13 protein-coding genes are annotated in these 18,434 nt (G+C 61.5%); 8 read left to right on the forward strand and 5 right to left on the reverse strand.

Annotated features, from left to right (window positions below):
• Nucleotides 1–142: 142 nt before the first annotated feature.
• Entirely contained in the window at nt 143–1,474 is a 1,332-nt protein-coding gene (locus ACFY9W_RS27340; protein WP_391137444.1) for an MFS transporter, read from the reverse strand.
• Nucleotides 1,475–2,115: 641 nt separating this feature from the next.
• Here ACFY9W_RS27340 and ACFY9W_RS27345 point away from each other — a divergent pair.
• Nucleotides 2,116–3,969 carry an ATP-binding cassette domain-containing protein gene (locus ACFY9W_RS27345; protein ID WP_391137447.1) on the forward strand — a complete coding sequence of 618 codons (1,854 nt, stop codon included), beginning with the start codon at nt 2,116–2,118 and terminating at the stop codon, nt 3,967–3,969.
• 487 nt (nt 3,970–4,456) lie between these two features.
• On the opposite strand, the gene ACFY9W_RS27350 is transcribed toward ACFY9W_RS27345, so the two are convergent.
• A complete protein-coding gene (locus ACFY9W_RS27350) occupies nt 4,457–5,227 on the reverse strand; it encodes an IclR family transcriptional regulator C-terminal domain-containing protein (protein WP_391137450.1) in 771 nt (256 codons plus the stop codon).
• Between the two features lie 155 nt (nt 5,228–5,382).
• Between ACFY9W_RS27350 and ACFY9W_RS27355 the strand changes: the two genes are divergently transcribed.
• Genes ACFY9W_RS27355 through ACFY9W_RS27370 form a run of 4 tightly spaced genes read left to right on the forward strand, consistent with a single transcriptional unit; the run spans nt 5,383 to nt 10,045 of the window.
• The gene (locus ACFY9W_RS27355; protein WP_391137453.1) at nt 5,383–6,192 is read left to right on the forward strand and encodes a shikimate dehydrogenase family protein; all 810 of its coding nucleotides are present in this window, start codon (nt 5,383–5,385) and stop codon (nt 6,190–6,192) included.
• 4 nt (nt 6,193–6,196) lie between these two features.
• Nucleotides 6,197–7,930, forward strand: coding sequence for an FAD-dependent oxidoreductase (locus ACFY9W_RS27360; RefSeq protein ID WP_391137456.1), 1,734 nt, complete (start codon nt 6,197–6,199; stop codon nt 7,928–7,930).
• The gene (locus tag ACFY9W_RS27365) at nt 7,915–8,235 is read left to right on the forward strand and encodes an NIPSNAP family protein (RefSeq protein WP_391137459.1); all 321 of its coding nucleotides are present in this window, start codon (nt 7,915–7,917) and stop codon (nt 8,233–8,235) included. The genes ACFY9W_RS27360 and ACFY9W_RS27365 overlap by 16 nt, the downstream gene beginning before the upstream one ends.
• Nucleotides 8,236–8,278: 43 nt before the next feature.
• The gene (locus tag ACFY9W_RS27370; RefSeq protein WP_391137462.1) at nt 8,279–10,045 is read left to right on the forward strand and encodes an FAD-dependent oxidoreductase; all 1,767 of its coding nucleotides are present in this window, start codon (nt 8,279–8,281) and stop codon (nt 10,043–10,045) included.
• Here the strand turns inward: ACFY9W_RS27370 and tssM are convergent.
• From tssM to vasI, 3 genes are read right to left on the reverse strand one after another with little or no spacing between them, the layout of a single operon-like run.
• Nucleotides 9,972–13,586, reverse strand: a complete 3,615-nt coding sequence (tssM, locus tag ACFY9W_RS27375; protein WP_391137465.1) for a type VI secretion system membrane subunit TssM — start codon at nt 13,584–13,586, stop codon at nt 9,972–9,974. The two genes, ACFY9W_RS27370 and tssM, sit on opposite strands and share 74 nt — an antisense overlap.
• Complete coding sequence (gene tssA / locus ACFY9W_RS27380) at nt 13,583–15,046, reverse strand: type VI secretion system protein TssA (RefSeq protein ID WP_391137468.1); 1,464 nt, start codon at nt 15,044–15,046, stop codon at nt 13,583–13,585. Before tssA ends, tssM begins: the two co-directional genes overlap by 4 nt.
• Nucleotides 15,034–15,591, reverse strand: coding sequence for a type VI secretion system-associated protein VasI (gene vasI / locus ACFY9W_RS27385; RefSeq protein ID WP_391137470.1), 558 nt, complete (start codon nt 15,589–15,591; stop codon nt 15,034–15,036). The genes tssA and vasI overlap by 13 nt, the downstream gene beginning before the upstream one ends.
• A gap of 421 nt (nt 15,592–16,012) precedes the next feature.
• Between vasI and tssB the strand changes: the two genes are divergently transcribed.
• The 3 genes from tssB to tssE are packed head-to-tail and all read left to right on the forward strand — an operon-like array spanning nt 16,013 to nt 18,431.
• Nucleotides 16,013–16,516: a type VI secretion system contractile sheath small subunit gene (gene tssB / locus ACFY9W_RS27390; protein WP_391137473.1), complete on the forward strand. Its 504-nt coding sequence runs from the start codon at nt 16,013–16,015 to the stop codon at nt 16,514–16,516.
• A 17-nt stretch (nt 16,517–16,533) separates the two neighbouring features.
• Entirely contained in the window at nt 16,534–18,024 is a 1,491-nt protein-coding gene (tssC, locus tag ACFY9W_RS27395; RefSeq protein ID WP_391137476.1) for a type VI secretion system contractile sheath large subunit, read from the forward strand.
• Nucleotides 18,021–18,431 carry a type VI secretion system baseplate subunit TssE gene (gene tssE, locus ACFY9W_RS27400; protein ID WP_391137479.1) on the forward strand — a complete coding sequence of 137 codons (411 nt, stop codon included), beginning with the start codon at nt 18,021–18,023 and terminating at the stop codon, nt 18,429–18,431. Before tssC ends, tssE begins: the two co-directional genes overlap by 4 nt.
• The last annotated feature ends 3 nt before the right edge of the window (nt 18,432–18,434 follow it).

An 18,434-nucleotide genomic window follows, 5' to 3' on the forward strand; every position in this document is an offset into this window, starting at 1 on the left:
AAGAACGCCGGTTTGTTGATGTGTTTGCTCGCACGAACATCATCCATCAAACCGGCGTTCTTGTTTCTGTCTTTCCCGGGATTCCGTGAAGAACCGAAAAAAAGCCCCCGCAGGCAGGCCTGCGGGGGCTCGTCGAGTTAGATCAACGTTGCAGCGAAGACGCGGCCTCCAAGCTCATGCCGCGCGTTTCAGGTGCCAGCCATACCGACACGACCAACCCGGCAAGCGAGACCAGTGCAGCGACCAGCATGGTGTTGCCGATGCCAATGCTCTGCAGCGAAATGGGCACCAGCCAGGTACCGGCGGCAGAGCCGATACGCGACATGGACGAACCCATGCCCACCGCAAATGCACGAATTTCGGTAGGGAACAGTTCGTTGGGGTACACCAGTTCCAGCACTTGCGCCCCGCCGATGAACAGCGCATAGGCACCGAACAGCACCAGCACCAGCACTTCCGAGCCGTTGGAGAATACGCCCAGCCCCAACAGTGCCAGGGTGGACCACAGGAAGCTGTGGATGATCAGCGGGCGCCGGCCAAGGGTGTCGATCATGCGTGTGGCGACAATGCAGCCGACCACGAACAGCAAGGTAATCAATACCGACCCGTAGGAAGCCCAGTCACCTTTGAGGTTGAGTGCCTGCAACACCACCGGTGCAAACGAGTACACCGCAAACATCGGCACCACCGCGGCGCTCCAGAACACCGCGACAAACAGCATGCGCTTGCCATAACCCGAGCGCAGCAACGCGCCTAGCGACACCTTCTGCTCCGCGGCCTGCTCAGGCATGTTGGCCAGGGAGAACGACGGCCCGTACACCTGTTTGATGATGCGCTCGGCCTCATCGAAGCGGCCCTTGCTCATCAGCCAGCGTGGCGATTCAGGTGTCTTCAGGCGGATGATGAACAGCAGAACACCCAGTACACCGGCGCTTGCCAACACCCAGCGCCAGGCATCATCACCCCCGCGGGCCAGGATGAAGTTGCCCACGATGTAGGACAACGCCGCCCCCGCAAACCAGAGAATGGTCAGCCCGGCCAGGCGACGGCCACGGTGCTTCTGCGGCAGGAACTCGGTAAGCAATGACCCCGCAACCGGGTACTCAAGGCCCACGCCGACGCCTACCAGGAAGCGCAGCACAAACAGTGCAAAGCCCGACTCTACCCAGAAGGTGCCGACCGAACCCACGATGAACAGGATGGGGCCGATGAAGAACAGACGACGGCGCCCGACCTTGTCGGTCAGCCAGCCACCCAGGAAGCCACTGCAGAACGTTCCCAGCATGGCCGAAGCGGCAACCAGCCCCTGCCAGAACGAATCCAGCTTGAGGTAATCGGAAAACTGCACGATCACCACGCCGATGATACTCAGGATATAACCGTCAAGAATCCAGCCACCGCCGGCGCGCAGGGTCATCAACTGGTGGAAACGGTTTAATGGTACATCTTCGATTGAAACAGTACTGCTTGTCACAGCGAGTGCCCCTTGTGGTCTTAATTATTGTTGGAACCTGAAGACGTTCAACTCGAACTTCATAGTTGGCACCCGGCTACAGGCAGACGCGCGCATGGCGACACAGTCCGCAGCCCCGGGACGCTCTGACAAATAAATTGTCTACTATGTGTAGACACAGCATAGATGAGGCTTTCAGCCAGGGTCAACGCTACCGGCGGTGTCCAGACACCGGGCAGGTAGCGAAAGAATCAAGACCCTCTTCAGTGTCAAGTACCGTGCACTAGGACGGCGCTGAAAAATAAAATAAAAAGTCGTTTTCAGTGGCGCGATTCGGCATTTGCACGGCGCTGCCGGAAGGTTCTCGTACGTCAACACCGACCTACCCGGCATTAAAATTTTTATCAAACAAATGAGCCAATTTGTCGCATCGACAACATCAGCATGTCGCCGCCTGGAAAGTTTGAAACTTGCGTTGTTAATGCTTGTCCAGAACATGTCATTTATTGCCTGAACACGACACCCTGCAATCAACCTGTCAGGCGCCCGTATCGGTTTGCACGCCGGGATAAACGCTGCAACACAAGCGTGTTCCTACAAGCAAATGCCCGGATGTGCGGTATGGTTACCCGGTAAGCAAAACCTGATTTTCGGAGACCAACATGTTTCGTGTTTTTGAACGCTGGCTCGACCCGTTCCCCCCTGATGAAGTGCCGCCGCCACCGGTGGGCCTGTTGCGCTTCATGTGGGCCTGCACCCGGGGCGCCCGCGGCTACATCCTGGCCCTTGCACTGCTCAGTGCAGCGGTGTCGGTTTACGAAGCCTGGCTGTTTGCCTTCCTTGGCCAGGTGGTCGACCTGCTCTCACGTTGGCAGGCAGGCGGTGCCATCGGCGCCGAGGAGCGCCATGTCTTGTGGGGCATCGGTATCGTGCTGCTGGTCAGCATCGGGCTGGTGGCGCTGCGCACCATGGTTCAGCACCAGGTGTTGGCGATCAACCTGCCGCTGCGGCTGCGTTGGGATTTTCACCGGCTGATGCTACGCCAGAGCCTGTCGTTCTTCTCTGACGAGTTTTCAGGCCGGGTCACCACCAAGGTGATGCAAACGGCCCTGGCGGTACGCGAAGTGCTGTTTACCGTCATCGAAATACTGCCCGGTATCGGTGTGTACTTCATTGCGATCATCGCCCTGGCCGGTGGTTTTGCCCTGAAGCTGATGCTGCCGTTCATTGCCTGGCTGGTGCTGTTCGGGCTGGCCATGCTGTATTTTGTGCCACGCCTGGGCAAGGTCGGCCAGGAGCAGGCCAATGCACGGTCGTCGATGACCGGGCGAGTGTCGGATGCCTACACCAACATCACCACGGTCAAGCTGTTCTCGCACTCCAGGCGTGAAGCGCACTTCGCCCGCGCAGCCATGGAAGACTTCAAGCAGACCGGCTTTCGCCAGATGCGCCTGGTCAGCCAGTTCGAGATCGTCAACCAGGCGTTGGTGGTGGGCCTGATTTTTGGCGCAGGTGGCTACGCGCTGTGGCTGTGGCACCAGGGCCAGGTCGGCACCGGGGCAGTGGCGGCAATCACCGCGATGGCCCTGCGCATCAACGGCATGTCGCACTGGATCATGTGGCAGATGACCTCGCTGTTCGAAAACATCGGCACCGTGCAGGACGGTATGGCCACCCTCACCCGCGGCCCCAAGGTGCAGGACGCCCCCGATGCAGGCGAACTGGTTACGCAGGGCGGCGCGGTAACGTTCGACAAGGTCAGCTTCAACTACAACGGCGAGCGCCAGGTGCTGAACGACCTGAGCCTGCACATTCGCCCAGGCGAAAAGGTCGGGCTGGTCGGCCGCTCGGGCGCAGGCAAATCCACGTTGATCAACCTGCTGCTGCGCTTCTACGACGTGGACAGCGGTGTCATCCGCATTGACGGGCAGAACGTCGCCAAGGTCACCCAGGATAGCCTGCGCAGTGCTATTGGCATGGTCACCCAGGACACTTCGCTGCTGCACCGTTCGATTCGCGACAACATCGCCTATGGCCGCCCGGACGCCACCGAGGCGCAGATCCGCGCTGCTGCGGCCAATGCCCAAGCCGACGGTTTCATCAGCCAGCTCAGCGACCACCAGGGCCGCAGTGGCTACGATACCTTGGTGGGTGAGCGCGGTATCAAGTTGTCCGGTGGCCAGCGCCAGCGCATCGCCATTGCCCGGGTAATGCTGAAGAACGCGCCGATTCTGTTGCTGGACGAAGCCACCAGTGCGCTGGACTCGGAAGTGGAAGTGGCCATTCAGGAAAGCCTGGACGAGATGATGCAAGGCAAGACGGTTATTGCCATCGCCCATCGGCTGTCGACCATCGCGGCCATGGACCGGCTGATCGTGATGGATGAAGGGCGCATCATCGAGCAAGGTACACACGTCGAACTGCTGGCGAAGAATGGTACCTATGCCCGGCTGTGGCAGCACCAAAGTGGTGGGTTTCTGGGTGAGGACCAGGGCGTGGCCGAGGCGGTGGAATAGGCGAAAGCAACCATTGCCAGCTTCGCGGGTAAACCCGCTCCCACCGAAATCGCATCAGGGCTGACAGGTGTTGGCCACAAGATATGCAGCGCCTGTGAGACCGAGCGCCGCCCGCGCGGCGCATCGCGAGCAAGCTCGCTCCTACATTTGTTTCGGGCCAATCATTCCTGTGGGATTTGCGCGCGAACGCTTTGGCGCATGGCTCGATATCGCGTCGAACGAACAAGGCGGTCGCGCGCGCATGGCACAGGCGTTACTGGCCCGAAACAAATGTAGGAGCGAGCTTGCTCGCGATGCGCCGCGCGGGCGGCGCTCGATCTCACAGGCGCTGAAGATGCCGTGACGAGCACCTGGCAACCCTGATGTCATTGCGAGAAACCATAGAATCCTCCACAGGGTCATCGCCAGGCCTGAGACGCATGCACAATCTTGTGGGAGCGGGTTTACCCGCGAAAAGGGCAACGTAATTCCCCGCCGCCATGCCGCCTCAATCCATTACTGGCCGAAGCAATGCCTGCGCTTCATACAGCGTGGGCAAATACCGCAAGCGTATTTCATCCACGCTCAACCGCGAAGCATGGGTAGTGATGGTCAACGTCGCTTTCAACTGCCCGGCCCGGTCCATCAGTGGCACGCCAAGCACACGCATACCCACTTCATACTCCTGATCGACAATGCAGTACCCCTGCTCCTTCACCCGCAGTAACTCCGCCTCCAGTTGCAGGCGGTCTACCTGCGTGTAAGGCGTCAACGCCTGCAGCGGGTTGCGTGCAAAGTACTCATCCCGCTGCCCTTCATCCAGCCAGGCCAACCAGAGACGCCCACTGGCCGTGCAGTACATCGGCACCCGTGAACCGGGCCTGATCGACAACGAAGCCACATGGCTGTAGCGACTGCGCACCAAATGGATGATCTCGTCACCATCGCGAGTCCCCACCGACACGTGTTCCTGTATCTGCCGCGCCACCTGCTCCACGATGGGCCGCAGCATGCGGGGTAACTGCGCAGAATCCACATAGGCCTGGCCGATGCGCAATGCCTTGGGCGTCAGCCAGTAGTCGCGGCTGTCGGTCTCGGCAAAGCCCTCGTGCACCAGGGTTAGCAGAAACCGCCGTGCGGCGCTTGGCGTAAGGCCAGACAACCTGGCTGCCTGGGGCACGCTCAGGCGCGGCCGCTCGGCAGTGAACAACTGCATCAGCGCCAAGCCTTTTTGCAAGCCGGCGATCAGGTCACGGGGGTGGATGACGGGCATGTTCATCAGTTCGACTCGTTAGCGGTCAGGAAAATCAGCCGATTACTGCGATTACCGGCTCATGATTGCGATTATCGCACTATAAGCCCTCGCAGCGCATTGTTGCTTTCCCACCCCTGCATCACGCTTGCCCCCACAACAACGCCAATAAGGAGGTCAGCATGATTCGTGGTTCCACTGAACTGGTCGCCATCGTCGGTTCGCCGATTTCCCAGGTTAAGTCTCCCGAGAATTTCAACACCTGGTTCGCCAACAACCATTGCAACGTTGCCATGCTGCCGATCGACCTGCATGAAGCAGCGCTGGACAGCTTTGCCGACAGCTTGCGCGGTTGGCAGAACCTGCGCGGCTGCGTGGTTACCGTACCTTACAAACAGGCCATGGCCAGCCGCGTGGACAGCCTGAGCGACCGTGCGGCCGCCCTGGGTTCGGTCAATGTGATTCGCCGCGAGCCCGGTGGGCGCCTGCTGGGCGACAACGTGGATGGTGCCGGCTTTCTTGGCGCTGCACGCAAACATGGCTTCGCGCCTGCTGGCAAACGGGCCTTGGTGATCGGTTGCGGCGGTGTCGGCAGTGCCATCAGCCATGCACTGGGCGAGGCCGGCATTGCCAGCATCACCCTGCATGACCCCAGTGCGGCGCGCTTGGGTGCTGTATGCGAACTGCTGGGCAATGCCTTCCCCGCACTTGCCATCAACACGCAGTTCAGTGGGCTGGAAGATTTCGACCTGGTGGCCAACGCTTCACCGGTGGGCATGGGAGCAAGCCAAGAGCTGCCACTGTCTGCCGCGCTGCTGGCGACCTTGCAGCCCGACACCCTGGTCGCCGACGTGGTCACCTCGCCCGAGATCACCCCGCTGTTGAACCGGGCTCGACAGGTTGGCTGCGCGATCCAGACCGGCCCGGAAATGGCCTTTGCCCAACTCGGCCACCTCGGTGCGTTCATGGGCGTTACGCCGCTGGAGATCTGAAGCCATGGCCGCGATCGAACATACACGACACGCTTTTGACGTGGTTGTGCTGGGCAGTGGTGCCGCAGGTTTTGCCACGGCGGCCACGGCGGCGTGCCGGGGGCTGAAGGTGCTGGTGGTGGAAAAGGCCGACCGTTTCGGTGGCACATCGGCGATTTCCGGCGGTGCGGTTTGGCTGTACGGCACCGATCAGGCCCGGGCTGCCGGGGCCAAGGACTCGCCTGAGGCCATGCGCACCTACCTCAGGCATGTGATCGGCGAAGGCTACGAGCCCGCACTGGTCGATGCCTTCATCGAGCACGGCCCGCAGGCGCTGCGCTGGCTGGAGCAGCATACCGAGCTGCGCTACGCCCTGCGCCCGCACTCACCGGACTATTACCCGGATGCACCTGGTGCCACGCAGTTCGGCCGAGCACTGGAAATGGTCGAGTACGACGGCAAGCACCTCGGGCAACGCTTCAAGGACCTGCAAATGCCACCGCCCGGCATGCTGCTGTTCGGCGGCATGATGGTCAACCGCGTGGATATCCAGCATTTTCTCAGCATCCGCCGCTCGCCCCGATCGCTGTGGCACTGCCTGAAGCTGATGGCACGTTACGCCCGCGACCGCCTGCAACACCCACGTGGCACCCGGCTAACTACCGGCAACGCACTGATCGCCCGACTGGCTACCAGCGCCTTCGCCCACGACACACAGCTGTGGTTGCGCAGTGAAGCGCTGGAGCTGATCGTTGAACGGGGTGTGGTCAAGGGCGTGGTAGTGCAGCGCGAAGGCCGTCGCGAACAGGTGCTGGCCCGTGGTGGGGTGGTGTGTGCCATGGGCGGTTTCGCAGCCGGAGCCCTTGCCGCAAGCTACCGCCCCAACGCGGCCGCTACGCACTTGACCATGTCGCCCGCCAGCAACGACGGCGCAGCCCTGCGCCTTGGCCAAGCCGTGGCTGCCGCCCAGGGCGAAGGGTTGGCGGCCAATTTCTTCTGGGCGCCGGTTTCGCAACTGCGCCATGCCGGTGGTGAGCGCGAGCGCTTCCCGCACCTGGTCACCGACCGTGCCAAGCCAGGCGTGATTGCGGTGGACCCGGCCGGGCAACGCTTCGTCAACGAGTCCGACTCTTACCACCACTTTGTGCAGACCATGCTCGCCAAAGGCCTGTCCAGTTGCTGGCTGGTCTGCGATGCCGAGGCCATGAACCGCTACGGCCTGGGCCTGGCACGGCCCAAGCCGGTGAATAACCAGGCACTGATCGACGCCGGCTACTTGCACCAGGCCGCAACGCCGCAGGCCCTGGCCCAAGCCATCGGCGTCGACCCACAGGTGTTCGGGCAAACCCTGGAGCAGTACAACGCCGGTGCCCGCAACGGCATCGACCGCGCATACGGCAAGGGCGGCAACAGCTACAACCGCTACATGGGCGACCCGCAACACACGCCCAATCCCTGCCTGGCGCCACTGGCAACCGGGCCGTACTACGCCATCCGCCTACACACCGGCGACCTCGGCTCGGCCCGCGGCCTGGTGACCAACGCCGATGCAAACGTGCTGAACCGCGACGGCCAGCCCATTACCGGGCTGTATGCGGTCGGCAACGACATGAACTCACTGATGAAAGGCACCTACCCCGGCCCTGGCATCACCCTGGGCCCTGCCCTCACCTTCGGCTGGCTTGCGGCCAACCACATCACCACGCGCCTTAAGGCGCCAACTACCCACACGGAGACCCCAGCATGTACTACGAACTGAGAACCTACACCCTCGACCCGCTGAAAATGGCCGACTGGCTGGCCTTGTACCAAAGCCACGCGCTGGAAGTGCAACGCGAACACCTGGGTAACCTGGTGGGCTTTTTCACCAGTGAATTCGGTGACGTCAACCAGGTGGTGCACATCTGGGGCTACGCCAGCCTCGACGACCGCATGGCACGGCGCGCCGCCATGGCAGCAGACCCACGCTGGGCAGCGTTCTCGCAGCGTAATCGCGAGTTGGGAGCCGTTGTGCGCCTGCAATCGCGGTTGATGCGGCCTACCGGTTTCTCGCCCCTGAAGTAAAGATTGCGCCACCTTCTACCAACGCCTGAGCGGAACCCTTTTGATGCAACCCCTCGAATGTGACGTACTCGTCATCGGCTCCGGTGCCTCTGGCCTGGCTGCCGCCGTAACCGCCGCGCATAACGGCCTGCACGTGATCGTCGCGGAAAAAGCCAGCCAGCTGGGCGGCACCAGCGCCTGGTCGGGGGGCTGGTTGTGGATACCGCGCAACCCGTTGGCCATTGCCGAAGGCATCCTCGAAACCGACGATGCCCCGGAGCGTTACCTGCGGGCGCAAACCCACGCCAGTGAGCTGGGCCCGCGCCAACATGCATTCCTGCGCCATGGCCCGGAGATGGTGGCGTTCTTCCAGCAGCACACTGCCGTGCAGTTCCAGTCTGGCAGCCGCATGCCCGACATGCGCGACGGCGACGGCAGCGCTTGTGGCGGCCGTTCGCTGTGCGCCCTGCCGTACGACGGGCGCCTGCTCGGGCCTTGGCTGCACAAGCTGCGGCCGCCGCTGGACATTGTCAGCCTGGCCGGCATGGGCATTGCCGGCGGCCCCGACATGGCGGCCTTCTTCAATGCCACCCGCTCGGCCAAGGCGGCGCTGCACGTTGGCAAGCGCCTGCTGCGTCACGGCCGCGACCTGCTGCTGCACCGCCGGGGGTTGCAACTGGTCAATGGCAATGCACTGGTGGCACGCCTGCTACGCAGTGCGCTGGACCTGGGCGTGACACTGCTGACCGACAAACCGGCCTGCCGCCTGTTGGGTGAAGGCCGGGTCAGCGGCGCGCTGTTTGCCGATGGCCAGGTGATCCATGCACGCCGTGGCGTGGTGCTGGCCTGTGGTGGCTTCCCACATGACCGCCATCGCATCGCGCAATTGATGCCGCATGCGCCTGATGGCAACCAGCATTACTCTGCTGCGCCCAAGGAGAACAGCGGTGACGGCCTGCGCCTGGGTGAACAGGCCGGTGGTGTGGTCAGCACTGCGCTGGCGCAGCCCGGTGCCTGGGCACCGGTATCACGGGTACCCCGTGGTGATGGCAGCTTCGGCCATTTCCCGCACCTGATCGACCGTGCCAAACCGGGCTTCATCGCTGTACGCCGCAATGGCCAACGCTTCGTCAACGAAGCCGATTGCTACCATGACTTCATGAACGCACTGTTCGCCGCCACACCGCAAGGCCAGGCACCTGAAGCCTGGCTGATCTGCGACCACGCCGCGCAACGGCGCTACGGCATCGGCTGGGCCAAGCCGTTCCCCTTCCCCACCCGCTATTACCAGCGTCGGGGCTACCTGCACAGCGGCGCCACCCTGGCACAACTGGCGCAACGTTGCGGCATAGACGTCGAGCAGTTGCAGCGTACGGTGGCAGGCTTCAACCAGCATGCGGCCCTGGGTGAAGACCCGGCCTTCCAGCGTGGCGCGTCAGCCTACAACCGCGCCCAGGGCGAACCGCAGCAGGCGCCCAACCCGTCGCTTCGGCCATTGCTGAAGGGGCCGTTTTACGCGGTGAAACTGCTGCCGGGCAGCCTTGGCACCTTCGCCGGCCTGGGCACCGACGCCTCGGCCCGTGTGCTGGACCACGCGGGGCAGCCGATACCCGGGCTGTTTGCGGTGGGTAACGACATGCACAGCGTGATGGGTGGGTACTATCCGAGCGGTGGTATTACGCTTGGGCCAGGGATGACATTTGGGTATCTCGCCGGTAAGGCATTGAGCGGATCAGCCGCGCAAAACCCAACGATTGCTAATACGGTTGCTCCACCTGCGCCACCGTGGGCGACTGTTGCAACAACCCTCGCGGCAAGCGGAAACCCTTGAAGGGTTGCTGGGTAATAGGGTTAAAGGCCTTTTCAGCATTCAGCCGATAACGCATCACACCATCTCCAGTCCTGAAGCTGAGGTCCACGCTGGTAGCGGTTCGCCCATTGAGCGCGCCTCGGCTGAGCAGGCGGAACATCGACCAGGGGCCGCGGTATTCCAGGCTGCTGCTATTACCGTTCTGCCTGAGTAAAGTCAGGTTGCTGCGCACCTGCGGCCCCAATGTATTGGGCCAGACAATTCCGGTGATTTGACTGGGCCCATGAGTGTAGGAAATCAACTGCCCATCCAGGTCCAGCAGGCTGGTACGCTGGTTCGCACTGAGCCCCAGCGGCTCGATGCTGAACTGCACAGTCAGCTTGCCGCGTTGATCGAAGAAGGTCTCGCGGATGCGGTCCGCCAGCTCGAGTTGCTCGATCACATCGGCGCGTATCAAGGATTGCCCGTGCTGACCAGACTGCAAAGCCTCGAGGTTTTCCTTGAGGAAGACCTCGAGGTATTGATCATTGAATTGCTGCAGTCGCCCTTTCGGCCCAAAAAACGCCTCGAAGTCGTCCAGTGAAGCATCAGGGGCCCTCACTACAAAGGGGTAACGGCCTGCCAGGCGCTGCTGGAAGAAGCTATACACCTCAGTGTCCCAGCGCCGCTCCAGTTCACGCAGTGCTTCAACGTTCAGCACTTGGGCAGTCTGGTCGGCGAGCTTTCTGACATGCTGGTCAAGTGGCTCCGGCAACCCTGCGGCAACACGTTGCAGGGTGCTGATCGGGTCCTGCCCGGTCATCGAAAAGCGCTGATGCACAGCCTGCAATGCGGCCTTGCCACGGTCCGGGCTGTCCTGAATGGCCTTGGTATAACCCAGCACAGCCGCTATCGCACCCAGTGTTTCATCGTAATAGCTGGGCTTTTCACCTGCCGCCTGCAGCATGCCACCCAGGCCTGCAAATGCTCGCTGAATGGCTAACGCTTGCAGTTGATCGGGCTTGTCTGTTGCTGGCCGCTGCGCATTTGCATCACGCAGTGCTTCAACACCTGCCGGTAAAGCAAGCAGGGTGTTGTCCCTGATTGTCACCAGCAGCCGTTGCAAGGGGGCTGCAGGCCCGGTCAGTTGTTCCAGGACCGTGACACCGTGGTCCAGGTCACGGAAGTCAGCCACCGTGAAGGCGTTCAAGGCACGACGCCAGCTATCGATGTAATCGGCGCTGTAAATGTCATGCAGCTGTTCGGTCAGCGCATTCCGGTCAACGTCTGAATAATCGAGTTGCCTGCGCTCCCCCAATGCCCACTGATCGACCATCGCCATTTCGGCAAACCGCTGGCTGCGCGGCTCGAAGTACTCCCTGAAACCTTTGGCGGTCAGCACGGTGGGCAACACCAAGTCTTCCTCCCCTTGCCTGGCATCGGGGGACGACTGGTACACGATATCGAATGCCGGCCCCACCTGGTGACGCAGGTCCATGCCGGCATGCAACTGCTCGTGGGCCTGTTGTTTCAACCCTGCGTAGACCCGCTGTGGCAAAGGCAGTGTGCGCAATGCCTGCTGCACTGCTCCGACCCGCTGGCGGTACTGCGGCAAGTCGGTATCGGCATAGGCCAAGGCGTACTTCAAGTGCTGCATCAGGTTACGCTGCAGCTGCCCCTGGCCAGGAAAGGCACGCTGCCAATAACGGGCCATCCAGTCCTCGATCCACTCAGGTCGACGGCTATGGCGGTCTTCGAGCATCCGGTAAACCCTGAGCGCGGCCATTTGTTGCTCACTACCAGTGGGTGCTGCGGTCATGGCATCGATCACGCCGCTGGCCAAGGCCGGCAGAAAACGCCGGGACAGCAAGTTCAGGTAAGCCTCATCAACCTGCGGACCAATGTTGCGGCCTTGATACAGGCCGAAATCGGCAACACCCGGCCATGCCGCACGATAGTCGCCAAAAACCGCCACCGCATCGCGGATCTGGTCCAATGGTACAAGCAGGTTGCGCCCGGTCGGATCGAGCCGCTGATCCACTTCGTGGCGGCTGTACTCCTGGCTTCTGGCGAGTACACTGGCCGCCTTCGTGCCGTTGACCTCGAAGTAGCGTTGCCAGCTGGCAATGGCGACACTGAAGGCCAGGAGGCCTACGCCCGAACCAACCCACAACAGTTGGCGCTTGCTGCGCGCCACCCGAACGTTGTCGCCCGCCAGGCCGGCTTCCTTGTAGACAACCCGCCTCAGGGCCTGCTGGATGAAGTAAACCATCGCCTTGCCTTGCACCTTGCCTTCACGCAAGGGCAGTTTCGTCTTGTAGGGCTGTGCCGCTTCGCGGACAAATGCATTGCGCATCTCGCCTTGCTGCAGCACTGACGACCAATACACGCCGCGTACCAACGCTGGCGTGGTGAAACGGTCACTTGCCAAGGTTTCACGCAGAAATGCCAGCAAGATGGGGCGTAACCCGACCAACTGTGCATACAGCGAAAACAGGCGCCCGCAAGGTGCTGCCGTAAGCAGCACATCCAGCCGTTCGATAACCTGCTCTTCCAATGTGGCGAGAAACCGGCCGTAGTGCGCGTCGTACTCATCCAGCCAGGCGTCGAATGTGTCCACGGCATCCAGCTTGAAGGTAAACCCCAGCAGGTTTTCACGCTTGGCCACCGACAGCTTGCCGTAAAGCTGGTCGAAGCCGTCCAGCAGGTCGAACTTGGTCAACACCACATAAAGCGGCAAGCGCGAACCCAGCTGACTGCTTACTTCGTACAGGCGTGTGCGCAACCCATGGGCCAGTGCAACGCGCTGTTCAGGCGTGCCATGCAGCAGCGCCGGGAGGTCGACAACCAGCAACAGACCATTGAGCGCCCGCCGGCTTCGGTTGCGCAGCAGCCAGCCCAACAAATGCCCCCACAACCTGGCTTGCGCACCAGGCGGTGCGGCGCGTTCATGCTCGGAGGGGTCGTTGGCCGCCGAGCCCGCAGGTGGTTTCTGGCTGATGAAGACACCAGGCGGGTCGATGATCACGGCATCGTCGCAAACCCACCAACCCACCGGGTAGGCCAATGCTTCAGCCTGCCGGCCCCGGGCCTGGACCTGCTCGATGCGCGTCAGGGTAAAACGCTGATCGGTGCGGTCGATGAAACTGGTTTTGCCCGCCTGCTCGTCTCCCAGTACCAAATACCAGGGCAGCCGGTACAACGCACGCCGCCCGCCCGCATTATCAAGGTAGCGGTCGAGTGCCTGGGTCAGCGCCTGCTCCTGCGCCTGTACCAATGGAAGTGTACGATCCTGTTCGGCTGCCAGTACCTGCCGACGCTCCGTTTGCAAGCGGCGAAAACGTGTGCGCAGTACCACCAGCCAGCATAAAACCGGCACCAGCACCAACACCAGGCTTGCAACACTGCGGTGCGCCACCGTTGCCAGTGGCTGATGCTCATGCCACGTCCATTGCGGGCCAAGCAACCAGATGGCAACCAGCATCAGCACCGCGGCCAAGCCGAGCAGCAGCGGCAGGGCCCGGCCAATGCGTGTTAACCACGGCAAGCCCCATTGTTTCAATTGCGTGCTTATTTGATTCATCGAGGTTCCTGGTCCTTGTGTGGGTCTGCCAGCGTTGGTGCTGCTGCATAGTGCTGAAGCCGCTGGAATACCTCCGGCTCCCACGCGCTGGCGGCGGTTTGCTGCATGGTTCGGGCAACGCTGGCGCACAAGTCCTGGGCCAGCCAGGACACGCCGCGGGCGGCCAGCAAATCAGCTGCGATCACGGTGGTATGGCAGCGCTCGCGCGGGGCGCGAAAGTCTGCTTGCAGTGCTTGCAGCCTTAACAACACGGGCTCCACGCCGCCACTCTCAAGCTGGCTGACCAGCTCCTCGCGCAAGCCGCCGAACTCCTGGGTGCTTGCGCCTTGGCCAACAGGCCCTTGCGAGCCCTTGAGCCAGGCCAGGCATTGGTCGTCGACAAACACCATGCCGTCACTGAAGCACAGCTGCTGCAGTGCAGGCATGCGCTGCACAAAGCGGGCGGTTGCGCTACGGATGGCTTCGGCCACCTCGTTCATCGCCAGCCGCGCGGCGACGCTCGCAGCCAGAAAGCTGCCACGAATCCAGTAGGGGCAGGCGGTCACGCTCTTTTCAATGCGCTGAAGCAACGCGGGGTCAATCGCCGTACTGGCAATGGCTTCTTCGTAGACCCGCGTGATATCCAGCGGGACTGCCATCAATTCAGTGCGGTTGCCATGCCTGGCTTGCGGAGCCACCTGGATGTGCGCCCACAAACCAAAACGCCGAAGTTGATAGCCAGTAGGGTCGTAAGGGTCCTGCTGGTTGACCAGCTCGGCCATGGCGAGCACGGCCCGCCGTGTCTCACGCTCATTGCCCAACGACACGCGCGGTATGGGCGTGGCGATGACATCGGCGAGTGGCGCAGGCTTGACGTTCGCCGTCGGTGCTTCGGGCTCGTCAGCCTCACCGACCCCGCTGGCAAGTTCGGTGTGTTTACGTAGCTGGCTGCCCAGTTCATCGAGAACAGCCACCTCCAGGTGTGCCACCTCCTGTTGTTGCAGGTGGCTCAACGCGGCCTGCGCTGCAGCGGCATGGGTCGGGGTGTAAGTGAACCGATCAAGACGTGGCAGCGCGTCTGCAAGGCGGTTGATCACCAGGCCCACCAGCTTGCGCTTGCCCAAAAAACCTTTGGGCCCAGGTTTTGGGTGAGCGGGTTCCCAGTAGCGCTCTATCATGCCGGCCAGCAGCGCCAAGGTGCATCCCCAGCGCTCCCAGCAGCCACTGCGCAACCACGCGGCACTCAGGTGCGCAACGATTCGCAAGTGCTTGCATTGCTGGCTCAGGTACTGACGGGAAGCCTCTTCGATGTAGACCCAGTCGATCGAGGCTTCCTGCAACCCGCCCAGCTTGACCATCTCCTGGTCGATGGCCTGGTAGGTTTCGTCCTCGATATCGAACAGGCCAGCCGGCACCCCCGGATCAATGGGCGCGAGCAACCGGGTGATCTCGCTGCCTGGTTGCTGCGCTACCACCGACATGTGCTTCGCGCCTGGCTGATCAAGGGGTCCAGGCCTTGAGCATCGAATGTTAGCCCGTTGAACTCGACGTGGTCACTGACAACCTTGATGCGCTGGGCACCTATCAGCTTCCTGATCTGCTCGATTGCCGGCAGGCCCCGCCCGGCATCGAGCACCTGTCCGTTCTCCATCACCTGCCAGGGCGTGTCGCGGGTAGACCAACCCTCCCCGATCAGCCTTACCTTGACCCAACCCGCCTCGATCGGCCGACGGGCAATCAGTTGCAGCCGGGAAATGGCCTGGATGCAACTGATCGCCAGGTAACTGCGTTCATCGCCTGAAGCGATGGCGGGCGCCGAAATTACAAGCTCTGGTGCACCTGCACCCTCAGGGCCCCGCCCCCCCATGCGAAACGACAGGTCATCCGCTGCCCGTGCAGCCTCATTTGCCATTACGCGCAACACACTGGGTGCCTGCTGCTCCGGTGCAGACCACTGCCGTTTTGCCGTGTACGCCGGGGTGCCCGCCGCCTGATCGAAACAGGCCAGCCGTTCGACGTTGGACACGATCCGGGGGCAGTCCCGCGTAGGGCTTGCAAACACCGGCTGCAGACAAAACAGCAGCGAGAGGCCGGCGCCATATGCACAGCGGTTAATCATGCTGAATTTACTCTCTGAAATAGTACAAACGCCCTATATAGCTGCATGCACTTTTCCTACATGCACGCACCAATAAGCACATACGTACGCGACCCATCCGAACAAAACTGGAAAAAGCCTAGTACAGAGTAGCGAGCGCACACAAACAAATATTTACTTACATCTTATTCCTCGACCTAAGAATGCTTTCCAATGCATGGTTTTTATAGCGGAAGGACAACTAATCCGACCCAGTTAAGATACGTAGGAAGTTTCCTACAACATCCCGTACAACATTAAACAAACTTACGGTTAAACATCCTACAAGCCAACAGGGAGTTACGTACTGATGTCCAAGAACACGGGTTCCGTCGCGCCTAAAGAGCGCGTCAATATCAAGTATGTCCCCGCTACGAGCGACGAGCAGGCCGAGGTCGAGCTACCCCACAAGATGCTGGTGCTGGGCGACTTCGGCCTGGATGACAACCGTGCGCTTGAGGACCGCCAGGCCATGCGCATCGACAAGCACAGCTTCAACAGCGTGTTGAACGACGCCAACGTCAGCCTGGAAGTATCTGTGCCGTCCATGCTCAGCGCGGCACCGGATGGCGAGCTGGCTGTACATCTGCAGTTCAGCTCGATCAACGACTTCGGGCCGGACCGTATCGCGCGCCAGGTGCCCGAGCTGAACAAGCTGCTGGAGCTGCGCGAAGCGCTGGTTGCCCTGAAGGGCCCGCTAGGCAATGTCCCGGCCTTTCGCAAGCAGTTGCAGCACCTGCTGAACAACGAGCAGGCCCGTAAACAGCTTGCCCAAGAACTGGACCTGGTGCTTGAGGCACCCGAAAAAGACTGAGACAACGGAGCGCCCCCATGCCTAAGCCAAGCACCACCACCGCCACCCCAGACACAACCACCGACACGTTGGGCAATGCCACCCTGCTCGACCAGATCATGGCAGAAACCAAACTGGTACCGGCACAAGAAGGCTACCAGGTTGCCCGGCAGGGCGTATCTGCCTTCATCGCCGAAATCCTCAAGAGCAATGACCCGGACCAACTGATCAACAAGCACCGGGTTGACCAGATGATTGCGGAAGTTGACCGGGTACTCGGCAAACAGATGGATGCCATTCTTCATCAGCCCGAGTTCCAGCAGCTGGAGTCTGCATGGCGTAGCCTGAAGCTTCTGGTTGACCGCACGGACTTCAGGGAGAACATCAAGCTCGAAGTGTTACATGCCAGCAAAGAAGACTTGCTGGACGACTTCGAGAATGCCGCAGACATTACCTGCAGCGGTATCTACAAGCATGTTTACACCGCAGGTTACGGCCAGTTCGGCGGGGAACCTGTGGCGGCCATGGTGGGCAACTACAACTTCGGCCCCTCATCACCCGACATCAAGTTGCTGAGCTACATGGCCTCGGTGGGCGCCATGTCCCATGCACCGTTCCTGGCCGCACCGTCACACGAGTTCTTCAATGTGAGCAGCTTCGAGGAGTTGCCAAACCTCAAGGAGATAAAAGACCTCTTCGCCGGCCCGCGACACGCCAAGTGGCGAGCTTTCCGGGAAAGTGAGGACGCCCGTCACGTCGCCCTGACCGGGCCACGCTTCATGCTCCGCTCCGCCTATCACCCCCAGGAAAAACCGATCGAAAGCTTCAACTACGACGAAGACATCGCCGGGCGCCACGACAACTACCTGTGGGGCAACTCCGCGTTCCTGCTGGCCAGCTGCATCAACGACAGCTTCGCCCGCTATCGCTGGTGCCCGAACATCATCGGCCCGCAATCGGGCGGTGCCGTCGAAGACCTGCCGGTTCACCTGTACGAATCCCTCGGCCAGTTGCAGGCCAAGATACCTACCGAGGTGCTGATTTCCGACCGCAAGGAATTCGAACTGGCCGAAGAGGGCTTCATTGCCCTGACCATGCGCAAAGACAGCGACAACGCGGCGTTTTTCTCGGCCAACTCGGTGCAAAAGCCGAAAAACTTCCCCAAAACGCCAGAAGGGCTGCAAGCACAAACCAACTACAAGCTGGGTACCCAACTGCCCTACCTGTTCATCGTCAACCGGCTGGCCCACTACATCAAGGTGCTGCAACGCGAGCAGATCGGCAGCTGGAAGGAACGGCGTGACCTTGAGTCAGAGCTGAACAAGTGGATCAAGCAGTACGTTGCCGACCAGGAGAACCCGTCCGCCGATGTTCGCAGCCGCCGACCGCTGCGTTCCGCCACTATCGAAGTCTCGGATGTTGCCGGTGACCCGGGCTGGTACCAGGTCTCGCTGGCGGTACGCCCGCATTTCAAATACATGGGCGCGAACTTCGAGATTTCCCTGGTCGGGCGGCTCGATACGCAATGAGTGGTCTTTTTGATCGCTTGTCGGTGGATCAGTGCACACGCCGGGAGGCATCCCGACAGGAGAGCGCCACCCACACGTTCGCCGCCATCAAGCGCCACCTCGAAACGCTGCTGAACGCGCGCCAGGGCTGCTCCCAGAGCAGCCCCGAGCTGGGCCTGCGTGACTTCAACGGGCATGACGTGAACAGCGGCGACCTGCTTGTGCAGGTAAGCGCCGACATCCGACGCACGCTCCAGCACTTCGAGCCGCGCATACAGATACGCACGCTCAAGGCCGTGCCCGACGCCCATGCCCCACTGGAGCTGCATTTCAGGCTCGATTGCCAGGTATTGGTCAACAACCACGCAGAACAGTTGCAGCTCGAACTGCTGGTCAACGGGCACAACCGCTACACCCGAGTGAGGTGACCC

The sequence above is a fragment of the Pseudomonas sp. NPDC008258 genome (assembly GCF_042956345.1).
Classification (GTDB): Bacteria; Pseudomonadota; Gammaproteobacteria; order Pseudomonadales; family Pseudomonadaceae; genus Aquipseudomonas.